Genomic DNA, 13,116 nt, shown 5'->3' with positions numbered 1-13,116 from the left:
AATGCTGGCAGAAATTATAACCATAGGCGACGAGATACTGATAGGGCAGATAGTGGATACCAACTCCGCCTGGATGGCCGAAAAACTGAACCATGCCGGCATCCGTGTAAAACAGATCTCATCGGTATCTGATAATCGCGAGCATATCCTCGCCGCCCTTGCCGAAGCTGCCGCCCGTGCCGATATTATTTTGATAACCGGCGGGCTTGGCCCAACCAAGGACGACATCACCAAGAAAACCCTGGCCGAATATTTTAACGTGGGTATGGTTTTAAATGATGCCGCGCTGGAGAATGTAGCTAACATATTTAAAAAATACAACCGCCCCTTATTAGAAGTAAACCGCAAGCAGGCAGAAGTGCCCGCAAACTGCGAAGTGATATTGAACAAGAACGGCACAGCGCCCGGGATGTGGTTCAACAGCGGCGGGAGGATCTATGTATCGATGCCGGGGGTACCCTTCGAGATGAAATATATGGTAGAGGAGGAGGTGATACCCAAATTGCAGGCTCAGCTGAAATTGCCGGTTATCATCCATAAAACAATCCTTACCGTGGGCGAAGGGGAATCCTTCCTTGCCGAAAAAATAGCGGATATTGAAGATTCGCTCCCAACCCATATAAAGCTTGCTTACCTGCCAAAATTGGGGCAGGTGCGCCTACGCTTAAGTGCCGACGGCGATGACGCTGCCTTATTACAAAAAGAAATAGACCTGCATGCAGCCAAAATTATAGAGCGTGTAAGGCACGCCGTAGTTGCCGAAGAGGATATCCCCTTAGAAAAAGTGGTGCTGAATTTAATGGCAAAACAGGGCCTCACTTTATCTGTTGCCGAAAGCTGTACAGGTGGCTATATTTCTCATTTAATAACCCAGCATGCGGGCTCCTCGCAGGTGTTTTTCGGCGGGGTGTTATCTTACGCCAACCAGTTAAAACAAAGCGTTTTGGGGGTAAAAACCGACACTTTAAATGATAATGGCGCGGTGAGCGAGCAAACCGTGAGAGAAATGGTTGAGGGGGCCCTGCTCAATTTTAAAACGGATTACGCCTTGGCCGTAACCGGAATTGCCGGCCCGGACGGGGGCACACCCGAAAAGCCGGTAGGTACCGTATGGATTGCGGCGGCAAATGCAAATAAAACGGTTGTAAAGAAATTCACATTTGGTAACAAACGGCTGCAAAACATCGAAAGGAGTGCCGTATGGGCATTTTTTATGTTGATTACTTTACTCAAAGAATACAAAAAGTAAACGCCAAAATCTATAATTTTGACCAAACCAACGATACTTGTGTATGGCCAAATACCAATTGTTACTGCCGAAGATGGGGGAAAGTGTTGCGGAGGCGACCGTGATCAAATGGACCAAAGGTCTGGGTGATCACATTGAGATAGATGAGGCAGTGATGGAAATTGCAACCGACAAGGTGGATTCTGAAGTCCCCTCACCGGTAGCTGGTAAATTAATAGAACAACTTTACAAAGAAGACGACGTAGTGCAGGTAGGTGCTGTTATCGCGGTTATAGAAACCGAACCCGATAAAGCAGAAGAACCCGCGCCAACTCCGGCACCGGTAGCCGAGACAATTCCACAACCTGTTGCTTATACTGCGCCAGTTGCACCACCAATACCGCAACCCACATCAGAAAATGTGGCACCGCCTGCTCCGCAAAATGTTGCGCCTGCACCACCGGTTGCCGCGGCTCCTGCGCAGGAGATCCCCGGCATCAGCCAGTTAGAGCAAAGGCCGGCAATAACAGTTAGCAACGTTAAATTCGATAACCGTTTTTATTCACCGTTGGTTAAAAGCATAGCTATACAGGAAGGCATAGGAAATGATGAACTGGATCACATCCCGGGCACCGGCGCTGATGGCCGCTTAACCAAAGACGATCTTTTAGATTACATACAGCACAGGCCGGCAAAAGCTACTGCAGCACCTGCGCAGCCGGTAGCGCCACCAAAACCTGTTGCCGAGCCCGAAATTCACCGGGATCCGGTGATAACGTATACCGCTGCCATACCGCCGCCGTATACCCCGCCGCCTGCGCCTGTGGAGCAACTTGCACCGGCTGTTGCCGAAGAACCGGCAGTGGAATCCGCCACTTCATCTGCTCAACCCGAAACGCCAAAGACTGAAGCGCCGAAACCTGCTGCAAAACCTGCCGCATCGGTATCCGGCGGGGATGAAATTATCGAGATGGATCGTATGCGCAGGCTGATAGCCGACCATATGGTTTACAGCAAGCACACTTCGCCGCATGTGACCTCTTTTGTGGAGGCCGATGTTACCGAACTGGTGAACTGGCGCGAAAAAGTAAAAGGCCCGTTTGAAAAACGCGAAGGGCAGAAGCTAACCTTCACCCCGATATTCATCGAGGCGGTTATCAAAGCGATTATCGCACTGCCGATGATCAACGTATCGGTTGTGGGTACGCAGATCATCAAGAAGAAGAATATCAACATTAGCATGGCAACCGCCCTGCCAAATGGTAACCTGATAGTACCGGTAATAAAACGCGCCGATGAGCTGAGCCTGCTGGGCATTGCCAAAGCCGTGAACGACCTGGCGCACCGCGCCCGGATTGGTAAGTTGCTGCCCGATGATGTAAAGGATGGTACGTTCACTATTACCAACGTAGGTTCGTTTGGGAATGTGATGGGTACGCCTATTATCAATCAGCCACAGGTGGCTATATTAGCCGTTGGCACCATCAAGAAAAAGCCTGCCGTAGTAGAAACCCCTCAGGGTGATGCTATTGCCATCAGGCACATGATGTTCCTTTCCTTATCTTACGACCATAGGGTGGTAGATGGCGCATTAGGCGGAACATTTGTACGCAAGGTAGCCGACTACCTCGAAAACTGGGATATAAGCCGAAATATATAGTTAATTAAATGTGAATTCTACAAAAAACAAAAGGCCCGTAAAGGGCCTTCTGTTTTACCTGAAGAATCTACTAAAAAACTTCAGGCGGCAGGTATTTTTGCCGGGGCTAAACTGACCCCTGTTAGCTGATCGGCAAATGCTACGAATGCCTTGTTATCTGATATACGTTGTTGGTTGTCTATCAGTTTTTGTAAATTGATCTTTCCGATAACAAACTTATAACTACCTGAGTAATAACGTTCTTTTATCGACTCAAATTCTAATGCTTCTACCAATACCTCATCTTCATAACGCAGGTAAATGTTTAGCTCAATGTTGTTGGTGAAGTGCAGATCTCTAACCGCTTTAGCTTTTTTATACTCATAGCCATAGTCGTAACGCAGCGCTGCAATATCTGATAGTACCGCCGAACCGGTAGGGTGGCCGCCCGCGCCTTTTCCAAAGAAAAACTGCTGATCGGCAAAGGCGGCCTGTACGGTTACGCCGTTGTATTCGTACTCTACGTTGTATAAAAACTCGCTTTCGGTTACAAATTTTGGCAATACAAACATCGCTACGTTACGGGCATCCAGCTCCTTGGCAACGGGTACCAGTTTTATCTTCAGGTTTTTTTCGCGGGCGTATTGCAGGTCGTTTGCGCTGAGGTTTTGGATGCCGATATTCAGTACCTTTTCCGGTTCCACAATAACGCCGTAAGCGTGTGCCGCCGCTATAATCAGCTTAAATTTGGCATCATAACCGCCAACGTCCATAGTGGGGTCGGTTTCGGCAAAGCCCAGATCCTGCGCCTGCTTAAGGGCGCTATCGTAATCTAAACCCTCTAAGAAACCTTTAGACAGGATATAGTTGGATGAGCCGTTGAAGATCCCGCTGATAGAGTGCAGCAATTCGTTATCGTAATATTCCTCCAGGTTGCGGATGATGGGGATGCTACCACAAACAGCGCCTTCGTATAATAGCGAAGTGCCGTGTTTCTCCTGCAGTTCAATCAATTCGCGCAGGTAAATGGCGATCATTTTTTTACTGGCCGATACCACATTTTTACCGGATGCCAGGGCGCGAGATACAATTTCAAACGCGGCTTCGGTATCATTTATCAGTTCAACAACGGTGTTTATCTCGGGGTTATTTAGTATCTCATCCCGGTCGGTGGTAAACAGTTCCTGCGGCAGAGTGCGCAGTTTACCGGGGTTTTTGATGGCTATTTTCTTTATTTCGAGGTTGAGGTTTTTGGTGCGGATAATATCGTACAGTCCCTGGCCTACCACTCCAAAACCGAAGAGGCCAATGTTTAGTTTCTTACTCATTAAGCAGTTTTTTGCAATTCTATAATTTTTCCTTTCACGTCGGTTTTAAAAAACGAAGTGACAATATTTGTGAGATCTTGTGTTTCAATTAAAAAGCCATCGTGCCCGTAAAACGAATCCAGCTCGGCGAAGGCGGATTTTGGGATATGCCTGAATAAATACTGCTGCTCCTCCACAGGGAACAATACATCAGATTTAATGCCGATAACCAGCGTGCGGGCCTTCACCAGGCTTAATGCCTTATCAACCCCGCCACGGCCGCGGCCCACATTGTGCGAATCCATCGCCTTGGTTAAATACCAGTAGCTATAGGCATTATACCTGTTTACCAGTTTTTGCCCCTGGTAACTTTGGTAACTGGATGCTTTAAAGTTATCGGTAAGCGCGTGATCATCCTCCTGCTGGGTAATATCATAGGTTTTATAGCTACGGTAGGATAGGAGCGCTATGCTTCGTGCCGCTTTAAGGCCCTTGCTGCCGCCATCGGGCGCGTTGGTGTAAAAAGTCCGGTCGGCTGTAATAGCCAGGCGCTGCGACTCGTTAAAGGCTATCCCCCAGGGCGAATGGCGGGCATTGGTAGCTATCAGTATCAAATTTTTGATACGCTGCGGTTCGATGATGCTCCATTCCAAAGCCTGCTGGCCACCCAGTGAGCCACCTAACAGGATCTCGATGTGCGCTATCTCTAAATGGTCGGCCAATAGTTTATGTGCTTTTACAATATCACGAATGGTAAACTCGGGAAAAGCAAGATAGTAAGGCTGCCCGGTGCTTGGGTTGATACTTAACGGACTAACCGTACCATACGGCGAACCCAAAATATTGGCGCAGATAACAAAATGCTCCTCGGGGTTAAAGTGGTCGTTCGCTCCAAAAAAACCTTTCCACCAATCAAAAACATCCGAATTTGCTGTGAGTGCATGGCATACCCAAACCACGTTATCGCGGTTTTTGTTAATGCTGCCATAAGTATTGTAGCCTATTTGCAGATCTTTTATTTTACTGCCGTTTTCCAGCTCGAATGTACCTGTGTATGTAAAACTTTGTAAACTCATTTCTGTACTTTTCGTTAATAGGGAGCAGTTGGCTAAAACAACTATTCCCTCATAACATCACTTTAAAAACTAAAAAACACCTTATGCTAATTCCAACTCGGCCACTTTGGCAAACGCTTGGGCAAAATCAGCTTTAATATCGTCAATATGTTCAATGCCAACCGCAACGCGCAGCTGGGCAGGTGCTACACCGGCAGACAGCTGCTCGGCATCGCTTAGTTGCTGGTGAGTAGTTGCCGATGGCTGAATGATGAGTGTTTTTGCATCACCAACATTAGCCAGATGGCTCACCAGTTTCAGGTTATCTATCACTGCCGAAGCCAGTTCCTTACCGCCCTTCAATTCGAAAGAAAGTACCGCGCCGAAACCATTTTTTAAATACTTTTTGGCGAGGGTATGCTGTGGCGATGACTCTAAACCAGGATAGTTCACTTTAGCCACCTGCGGATGTTGCTCCAGCCATTTGGCAAGCTCTAAAGCGTTATCTACATGGCGCTGTACACGCAGGGAAAGTGTTTCCAGTCCCTGTATATTCAGCCATGAATTAAATGGTGATTGCGACGGGCCGAAATCGCGAAGCCCTTCTACACGTGCGCGGATAATAAATTGAATATTACCGAAGGGGCCGTTAACGCCAAACACATCGGCAAAAACCAAACCGTGGTAACCTTCGGATGGTTCGGTAAATTGCGGGTATTTGCCGTTGCCCCAGTTATAGTTGCCACCATCTATAATAGCACCGCCAATGCTGGTGCCATGTCCGTTGATCCACTTAGTAGTTGATTCTACCACCACATGCGCGCCATGTTGCAGGGGGCGAAACAGATAGCCACCCGCAGCAAAAGTGTTATCTACTATCAGCGGCAGATCGTGCTTATTGGCCAGCGCCGCTAATTTTTCAAAATCGGGGATGTTAAAGCCGGGGTTACCAATGGTTTCCACGTAAATGGCTTTTGTTTTTTCGTCGATAAGCGGTTCAATATTTTCGGCGGTATCGTCCTTTGCGAAACGTACATCAATCCCCAGGCGTTTAAAGGCTACTTTAAACTGGTTATAAGTACCACCGTACAAAAATGGCGAGGTAACAAAGTTATCGCCTACCTGCAAAATATTATTTAAGGCGATGAATTGCGCCGCCTGGCCGGATGCTGTGGCCAAAGCGGCTACACCACCTTCCAACGCCGCGATGCGTTTTTCAAACACATCGGTAGTGGGGTTCATCAGGCGGGTATATATATTGCCAAATTCTTTCAGGGCAAACAGGTTTGCACCGTGTTCGGCACTATTAAAAACGTAAGAGGTTGTTTGGTATAAAGGCACGGCGCGTGCCCCTGTAGTTGGGTCAACTTCCTGGCCGGCATGTAGTTGTAAGGTTTCGAATTTTAAGCTTGACATAATCTGTAGATTTAAGGGTTTTTGAATGAAAAATGTATAATTACGACAGGATAATACTATCCTTTAGGGTATCACGCGTGCTTCCGGAAAATTAAAAGGGGGAACGTGTTACAGGATCAACAGCAGCAACACATACAAATACAGCCAATAATTTGGTTGTATGCAGAAGTTTGTCCCGATTGGGATTGCTGGGTGTTTTGTTGAGCTACGTAAGTTGTACTTTTCATGATTAAAAATTTATATCCCCCGGGTATACTTTTTCCGGGACAGGAATTGGCACCTTCTCCATTTTGGAGGGTTGCCAGCGGGTTTTCGAGCCTGATCTCTCGCCGCTTCTTTATAAACCAAAATCCTTTTGAGGGGAATTGATTAAGGTATTACTACCGATTAACGAGCGCAAATATATGTGAATGCGATTTTAATATCCAAATTATATTTTAATTTTATTGTCATATATAGTTAGCGTTCACTCAATGGCAACACAGTTCGTTGCCCTCGAGCTTGGTATCACCAATCGTTCCTATGGAACGACATGTTTTATTTTGTCTATTTTCTACCAATGCGTGTTCCTTAGGAACACGCATTGGACTTAAATATTAATATTGAAGTTGCGCACTACGCACTATCAAAGTATCAAGAAAATAAATGTTCCATCGGAACATCTCGTTGGTAGAAAATCAAAAGAAATGCTTAAGCGTTCCATCGGAACGCCTGGTGTAATCACGATTAAATCAAGCGCCTATTCCAATTCTTTGAAGATGTATTTTTCATCCCAATCTATTTCAAAGGCGGTTAAAAAATCATGGTACTCTTCTAAAAATGTTTTCCTTTTGTGATGTTGTTCTTGATTTTTAATGTATCGAACAACATGGTCTAGCTGGCTTTTACCGTATGAAAAAGCACCATAGCCTTCTTGCCAGGCGAAAGGAAAGGAACAAAACTTTTGAGCTTTTATCCACTTTGTACTTTCGGTTTTTACATTCTGCACTAACGAGGATATCGATTGATGTGGCCTCATGCCTATAAAAATATGAATATGGTCGGGCATGCTGTTTATTTGCAACATTTTATGTTCGTTTTGCTGGAAGATGCCTGTAATGTATTGATGCAGTCGTTCTTTCCAATCGTCATCAATAAGTGCACCCCGGTATTTCACGGCAAAAACAAATTGGATATGAAGTTGGGTGTAACTGTTAGGCATGCCGGTTAATCATATTTGCGAACCACCAATCGTTCCTATGGAACGAACTAATGTAATTATTTTTTTCTACCAACCAGGCATCCCGATGGGATGCGAAGATGTTTTAATTCACCAATTGTTTGTTAAGAAATAGAGAGAAATTACTACTCGTCATAATTATTGGCTTCGTCGCGATTAAATTTAAAGCCGCTTAAATCTGTTAGAGAGCGAACTGTTAAATCTTGTATTTGGGCAAGCATTTGCGCCTTTGTCAGCGCATTTTTCTCTCCATCAATTTCAAAAGCAATAACTTCCACTCTTTTACCTACCGTATCTGTTGGAAGAAGTAGGGTAACAATTGAATCAGCCTGGTCAATAATCTCGCGTATCATAATATTAAAGTTAGAGAGTAAATCCTTAATTGCAAAATTTGTGTTTTGCGTCATCTATTTATGGAAAAATTCAATGAAAGTTGCCAATCAAACTGTTTTGCCCTGTTTTTAGGTCACTCACGCTTTTAATATTTAAAATATTGATAATAAAGTTATTATAACAATTATTTAAACAGCAGGGATGTCCCAAAGTGTTTCACTGATTTTTGTTAAAATACTGGCAATCAATGACAAGCAAAAATAGGGTGTCCCGCATTTAAAGTGGGACACTTATGGGCATAAATCCCCGGAACATATTTGCATATGGCAAATGTTGTTGTACTTTTACGCCGCTTAAGGTTCCTGATGTTAAAAATCGGGATTAAAAGGGAATACAGTGTAAATCTGTAACTGTCCCGCAGCTGTAAGCTCTATCAACCGAGGCCCAATCTTAAAGTCACTGTCCCGACACCGTCGGGGTGGGAAGACAGGGCAGAGGGGAGCAAGTCAGAATACCTGCCTCAGCATTATATTATTCATAGCTTTCGGGGATTGAAGCTTGAATGTGAATGCTCTTCTATACAGTGTATTTCCATTCTGTTCATTTCTTGTATGCTGTGGGGTTTACACTCACAACAACATGAAAAAAAATTACGTAATTGTTGCTGCAGGCCTGGGGCTTGTACAACTGGCGCTGCACAGTACTGCAGCCCTCGCCCAGGACACAACCAGGGTACTTAACGGCGTTGTAGTTACCGCTACCCGTTCACCAAAAAAACAAAGCGAAATAGGCCGGGTGGTTACCATCATCTCCGCCCAGCAGATCGAACGCTCGCAGGGCAGAAGCTTACCGCAGCTATTGAACACCATTCCGGGTATCACCTTTTCAGGCGCGCAGAACGCTCCTGGTATCGGCACGTCAGTTTTCCTGCGCGGTGCATCATCGGGTAACACGTTGATATTGATAGATGGTTTCCCTGCCAACAACGCAGCGTCCATCGATGGTAGTTACGACCTGAATGCCTTCCCTTTAGATCAGATAGACCATATCGAGGTGTTGAAGGGCAGCGGCTCTACCTTATACGGCTCAGACGCGGTTGCAGGTGTGATCAACATTATCACCAAACATCCGCAAAGCCAGGGGCTAAAAGGCAATCTGCAGTTTGTTGGCGGCAGCTACGGCACGTTTAAAGAGGCCGCGGGATTGAACGGTAAACTGAATAAAACCGGCATAGCTATCAACCTGTCTAATTCCGATTCGAAAGGCTTCGCTGCAGCAACGGATGCTCCGGGTACCGGCAACTTTACCAAGGACGGCTTTCACCAGCGTTCGGCCAGTGTAAATGTCGACCAGCAGATCACCAACAAATTTGCGCTGAACGGTAACCTGCAGGTAAGCCGCAACAATGGCAACCTGCCCTATGGCGCTTTTGCCGACGATAAGAACTTCGATTATAAAAACACTTTTGTGTTTGGTGGCTTGGGCGCAAAAATTAAACTGCCAAAAGGTTTGCTGAATTTTAACGTGAGCCAGAACACCGTACATAATAACTTTATCAATCTGCCGCCCGATAATGGCGGAACCCACCAGGAAACCAAAAACATCGGCCGTATTACCAACGCCGAGGCCGTTTTAAATTACAACCTCGGTAAATATTTTGATATTACCAGTGGCGCCGGCTACAAATACAGCAACACCAGCCAGTACAGTTTATTTGAGCAGCCGGGATATACCCCCGGCCCAAGCGTTATAGGAGCAGGGCTGGCGCATAACAGCATCGGCAGCGTTTATACTTCCTTGTTCTTTAAATCAGATATCTTCCACATGGAGCTGGGCGGCAGGTACAATCGCCACAGCGAGTTTGGTAACAAATTCACTTATACCATCAATCCTTCAGTGTTGCTGGCAGATCAGTTTAAGATCTTCGGTACGGTTGCCTCAGCATTCAAAGCGCCATCGCTTTACCAACTGGTATCGCAATATGGCAATAGTGAATTAAAACCGGAATATACCAACAGCTACGAAGTCGGGTTTGATTGGGAAGTGGTGAAAAACACGATGTCGTTCACTACCTCGTTTTACAAACGAAATGCTAAGGATGTAATTTACTTTTTCTCAGAATCGGTGCCGCCGTACAGCTCTTTCTACAAAAACGGGACTTTACAAAAAGATAAAGGCTTCGAAACAGAGCTGAAGTACCACGATAAAAAGCTGAGTGCATCTGCATGGTATGCCTACGTAACCGGTAAGCTTACAAATGAGAACGGTGTACAAACCAATAACTTATACCGCAGGCCGAAAAGCACTTTCGGTGCCGGCATATCGTACCAGGCAACTAATGATTTTTCTTTTGGTGTAAATTACAAACATACCGGCAACAGCAGCGACCTAACTTTCGACCCAATCACTTACGCACCTGTAGCGGTTGTTTTAAAACAATACAACCTGGTAGATCTGCACCTGCAATACAGCGCCACAAAAGAGCTTAGCTTCTTTGGCGATGTATACAACCTGCTGGATACAAAGTATGTGGATTGGCTGGGTTATAACACCCGTCGCGCAAACTTTATGCTGGGGGCAAACTACCGGTTTAAATAGTTTTCGTTTTTACAATGGATAATCAATAAATTTGCTTCATATATAAAACTATGTCACTACAAAAGATCAATACGCGGTTTATAATACTTGTTTTAATGGTGCTGGGTGCTATTGCTATGCGAATTGTTAATACGCAAGTACCTGCCCTAAGTAATTTTACCCCGGTAGGTGCTGTAGCCTTATTTGGGGGCGTTTACTTTGCCCGTAAATGGGAAGCTTATGCGGTACCTCTGTTAGCTCTTTTTATAAGCGACCTGGTAATTAACTACATCTATACTTCCACACTTACGTTTTTCGCAAGTTCATTATGGATGTACGGTTGTTTTATCTTGATGGCATTTGTTGGTACTTTAATAAAAAAGGTAAATGTTACCAATCTGGTAACAGCTTCTGTGGTTGCCGTTTTAATTCACTGGCTTGTTATGGACCTGCCGGTTGTTTATGGCATTCCCAGCACCTGGGGTAACTATACCATGCTATTAATGAAAGCCATCTATCCGTTTGAAACTAATATGCTAATTGCGGATGCCATTTATGGTACTATCCTTTTCGGCGCGTTCGAACTGGCCAAAAGCAAATACACCGTTTTACAAAGCAAAAAACAACTGGCCCTTTAGCCGTTTTATATCGATATAAAAAAGGCGGTTTTGTTTGCTCAAAACCGCCTTTTTTGTGAAATTTACTGTCGAAAATTTACCTGTTTTTGCTTTTTTTTGAATAAAAACGGGTCTTTTTTTGCGCCTTTTAGCCTCTTGAATTATGAAAAGAATCGTCATCCTTACCGGCGCGGGCATCAGTGCCGAAAGCGGCCTGAAAACCTTTCGCGACAGCGACGGCTTATGGGAGGGTTACAACATCGAAGATGTTGCCACCCCCGAAGCCTGGGCACGCAACCCGCAGATGGTTCAACAGTTTTACAACGAGCGCCGCAAATCTGTTTTAGAGGCCAGCCCCAACGCCGCCCATTTTGCGCTGGCCAGGCTGGAGGAAAAATACCACGTTACCATCATTACCCAAAATATCGACGACCTGCACGAGCGTGCGGGCTCCACCAACGTGGTGCACCTGCATGGCATTATTACCCGTTCGCAATCGAGCACCAATCCGCGGTTGACTTACCCTATAGACGGTTGGGAAATTAAAATGGGCGATAAATGCAAGCTGGGTTCCCAGTTAAGGGCGCATGTGGTTTGGTTTGGCGAGGCCGTACCGATGATAGAAACCGCCGCGCAAATTTGTGCCGACGCAGAAATTTTCATTTTGGTTGGAACCTCCCTTGCCGTTTATCCTGCGGCAGGGCTCATCAACTACGTACCGCGCGATGTAACACGTTATATCATCGATCCTAATATTCCGGTATCATCCGGTGGCCGTGTGGTGGAGATGCCCTTTAAAGCAACGGTAGGGGTTCCCATGCTGGTAGATGAGTTGATGGCCGAGAACTAAACAAACGCAACAGAAACTTTTACTCACTACTTTCCATTCACTGCTCACCATGAAATGCATTTTCAACTGGAGCGGCGGTAAAGACAGCGCCCTGGCGCTTTACCATTGCCTGCAAAACCCTAACCTGGATATCCGCTACCTGGTTACCACCATTAACGACGAAGCCGACAGGATCTCCATGCATGGCGTACGTACCGAACTTTTGATAGCGCAAGCCGCCAGCATCGGTATTCCTTTATACCAGATCCGCCTGCCCGAAATGCCGGATATGGCGACCTATGATAACATCATGCACGGGCACCTGGCGCACTTTAAAAGCGAGGGAATAACGCACTCCATCTTCGGAGATATTTTTTTAGAGGACCTAAAAAACTACCGCGATGCCCGCCTGGTGGAGGTGGGCATGACCGGCATCTACCCGCTTTGGAAACGCGATACCCAGGAATTGATAGACGAGTTTTTAAGTCTTGGTTTTGGCACTGTGATCGCCTGTGTACAGGAACGGTTGGAAGCGATAGTTGGCCTGGAAATAGGGGAAGAACTCATCGGCAATTTACCGGCAGATGTTGACGTTTGCGGCGAGAACGGTGAATTCCACACCTTCGCTTACAAGGGGCCGATCTTCAAAAAGGAAATAAAGTTTACAACAGGAGTGAAGGTTTTTAAAGAATACAAAACACCTAAAAATGCCGATGACGCTTGCGGATCCGTGGACACCCAAAAAAGTTCGGGCTTTTGGTTTATCGACCTGATTCCGGCTTAACCTCCCATTTATTTGGCATTTAGAGTACCCAAATTAAATTAATTGATATATTATAAGTATTATGATTATCAAATATTTATGAAGATATCATAAATAGATATATAAGATATAT

Annotated in this window: 11 protein-coding genes and 2 riboswitches; of the genes, 6 read left to right on the top strand and 5 right to left on the bottom strand. The window is 45.6% G+C overall.

Annotated elements, in window-relative coordinates; genetic code table 11:
* Position 1: 1 nt before the first annotated feature.
* The gene (locus IDJ77_RS19245; protein ID WP_191190617.1) at positions 2-1,249 is read left to right on the top strand and encodes a competence/damage-inducible protein A; all 1,248 of its coding nucleotides are present in this window, start codon (positions 2-4) and stop codon (positions 1,247-1,249) included.
* Positions 1,250-1,292: 43 nt separating this feature from the next.
* A complete protein-coding gene (locus tag IDJ77_RS19240) occupies positions 1,293-2,888 on the top strand; it encodes a dihydrolipoamide acetyltransferase family protein (protein ID WP_191190616.1) in 1,596 nt (531 codons plus the stop codon).
* An 80-nt stretch (positions 2,889-2,968) separates the two neighbouring features.
* Here IDJ77_RS19240 and IDJ77_RS19235 read toward each other — a convergent pair whose 3' ends face one another.
* The 5 genes from IDJ77_RS19235 to IDJ77_RS19215 form a co-directional block, all read right to left on the bottom strand.
* A complete protein-coding gene (locus tag IDJ77_RS19235) occupies positions 2,969-4,195 on the bottom strand; it encodes a homoserine dehydrogenase (RefSeq protein ID WP_191190615.1) in 1,227 nt (408 codons plus the stop codon).
* On the bottom strand, positions 4,195-5,250 hold the full coding sequence (locus tag IDJ77_RS19230) for a homoserine O-acetyltransferase family protein (protein ID WP_191190614.1): 1,056 nt from the start codon (positions 5,248-5,250) through the stop codon (positions 4,195-4,197). Before IDJ77_RS19230 ends, IDJ77_RS19235 begins: the two co-directional genes overlap by 1 nt.
* A gap of 81 nt (positions 5,251-5,331) precedes the next feature.
* On the bottom strand, positions 5,332-6,645 hold the full coding sequence (locus tag IDJ77_RS19225; protein ID WP_191190613.1) for an O-acetylhomoserine aminocarboxypropyltransferase/cysteine synthase family protein: 1,314 nt from the start codon (positions 6,643-6,645) through the stop codon (positions 5,332-5,334).
* 234 nt (positions 6,646-6,879) lie between these two features.
* Positions 6,880-6,991: riboswitch (SAM riboswitch) on the bottom strand.
* A gap of 393 nt (positions 6,992-7,384) precedes the next feature.
* Positions 7,385-7,846: an IS200/IS605 family transposase gene (gene tnpA / locus IDJ77_RS19220; protein WP_191190612.1), complete on the bottom strand. Its 462-nt coding sequence runs from the start codon at positions 7,844-7,846 to the stop codon at positions 7,385-7,387.
* A gap of 143 nt (positions 7,847-7,989) precedes the next feature.
* Positions 7,990-8,217 carry a hypothetical protein gene (locus tag IDJ77_RS19215; RefSeq protein WP_191190611.1) on the bottom strand — a complete coding sequence of 76 codons (228 nt, stop codon included), beginning with the start codon at positions 8,215-8,217 and terminating at the stop codon, positions 7,990-7,992.
* A 319-nt stretch (positions 8,218-8,536) separates the two neighbouring features.
* Positions 8,537-8,734: riboswitch (cobalamin riboswitch) on the top strand.
* 102 nt (positions 8,735-8,836) lie between these two features.
* Here IDJ77_RS19215 and IDJ77_RS19210 point away from each other — a divergent pair.
* The 4 genes from IDJ77_RS19210 (at position 8,837) to IDJ77_RS19195 (ending at position 13,004) form a co-directional block, all read left to right on the top strand.
* Positions 8,837-10,795 carry a TonB-dependent receptor plug domain-containing protein gene (locus IDJ77_RS19210; protein WP_191190610.1) on the top strand — a complete coding sequence of 653 codons (1,959 nt, stop codon included), beginning with the start codon at positions 8,837-8,839 and terminating at the stop codon, positions 10,793-10,795.
* A 50-nt stretch (positions 10,796-10,845) separates the two neighbouring features.
* Positions 10,846-11,412, top strand: a complete 567-nt coding sequence (locus tag IDJ77_RS19205; RefSeq protein ID WP_191190609.1) for a DUF6580 family putative transport protein — start codon at positions 10,846-10,848, stop codon at positions 11,410-11,412.
* Positions 11,413-11,554: 142 nt separating this feature from the next.
* A complete protein-coding gene (locus tag IDJ77_RS19200; protein ID WP_191190608.1) occupies positions 11,555-12,241 on the top strand; it encodes an SIR2 family NAD-dependent protein deacylase in 687 nt (228 codons plus the stop codon).
* A gap of 49 nt (positions 12,242-12,290) precedes the next feature.
* The gene (locus IDJ77_RS19195; RefSeq protein ID WP_191190607.1) at positions 12,291-13,004 is read left to right on the top strand and encodes a Dph6-related ATP pyrophosphatase; all 714 of its coding nucleotides are present in this window, start codon (positions 12,291-12,293) and stop codon (positions 13,002-13,004) included.
* Positions 13,005-13,116: the final 112 nt, after the last annotated feature.

The organism is Mucilaginibacter pankratovii (genome assembly GCF_014773265.1).
GTDB classification, from domain to species: Bacteria; Bacteroidota; Bacteroidia; order Sphingobacteriales; family Sphingobacteriaceae; genus Mucilaginibacter; species Mucilaginibacter pankratovii.
This window is presented reverse-complemented; position numbering and strand designations above follow the sequence as displayed.

Excerpts from the sequence above, each read along its gene's own strand:
- IDJ77_RS19225 (WP_191190613.1), bottom strand. The coding sequence starts at position 6,645 with ATGTCAAGCTTAAAATTCGAAACCTTACAACTACATGCCGGCCAGGAA.
- IDJ77_RS19240 (WP_191190616.1), top strand. The coding sequence starts at position 1,293 with ATGGCCAAATACCAATTGTTACTGCCGAAGATGGGGGAAAGTGTTGCG.
- IDJ77_RS19230 (WP_191190614.1), bottom strand. The coding sequence starts at position 5,250 with ATGAGTTTACAAAGTTTTACATACACAGGTACATTCGAGCTGGAAAAC.
- IDJ77_RS19210 (WP_191190610.1), top strand. The coding sequence starts at position 8,837 with ATGAAAAAAAATTACGTAATTGTTGCTGCAGGCCTGGGGCTTGTACAA.
- IDJ77_RS19205 (WP_191190609.1), top strand. The coding sequence starts at position 10,846 with ATGTCACTACAAAAGATCAATACGCGGTTTATAATACTTGTTTTAATG.
- IDJ77_RS19245 (WP_191190617.1), top strand. The coding sequence starts at position 2 with ATGCTGGCAGAAATTATAACCATAGGCGACGAGATACTGATAGGGCAG.
- IDJ77_RS19215 (WP_191190611.1), bottom strand. The coding sequence starts at position 8,217 with ATGATACGCGAGATTATTGACCAGGCTGATTCAATTGTTACCCTACTT.
- IDJ77_RS19235 (WP_191190615.1), bottom strand. The coding sequence starts at position 4,195 with ATGAGTAAGAAACTAAACATTGGCCTCTTCGGTTTTGGAGTGGTAGGC.
- tnpA (WP_191190612.1), bottom strand. The coding sequence starts at position 7,846 with ATGCCTAACAGTTACACCCAACTTCATATCCAATTTGTTTTTGCCGTG.
- IDJ77_RS19195 (WP_191190607.1), top strand. The coding sequence starts at position 12,291 with ATGAAATGCATTTTCAACTGGAGCGGCGGTAAAGACAGCGCCCTGGCG.
- IDJ77_RS19200 (WP_191190608.1), top strand. The coding sequence starts at position 11,555 with ATGAAAAGAATCGTCATCCTTACCGGCGCGGGCATCAGTGCCGAAAGC.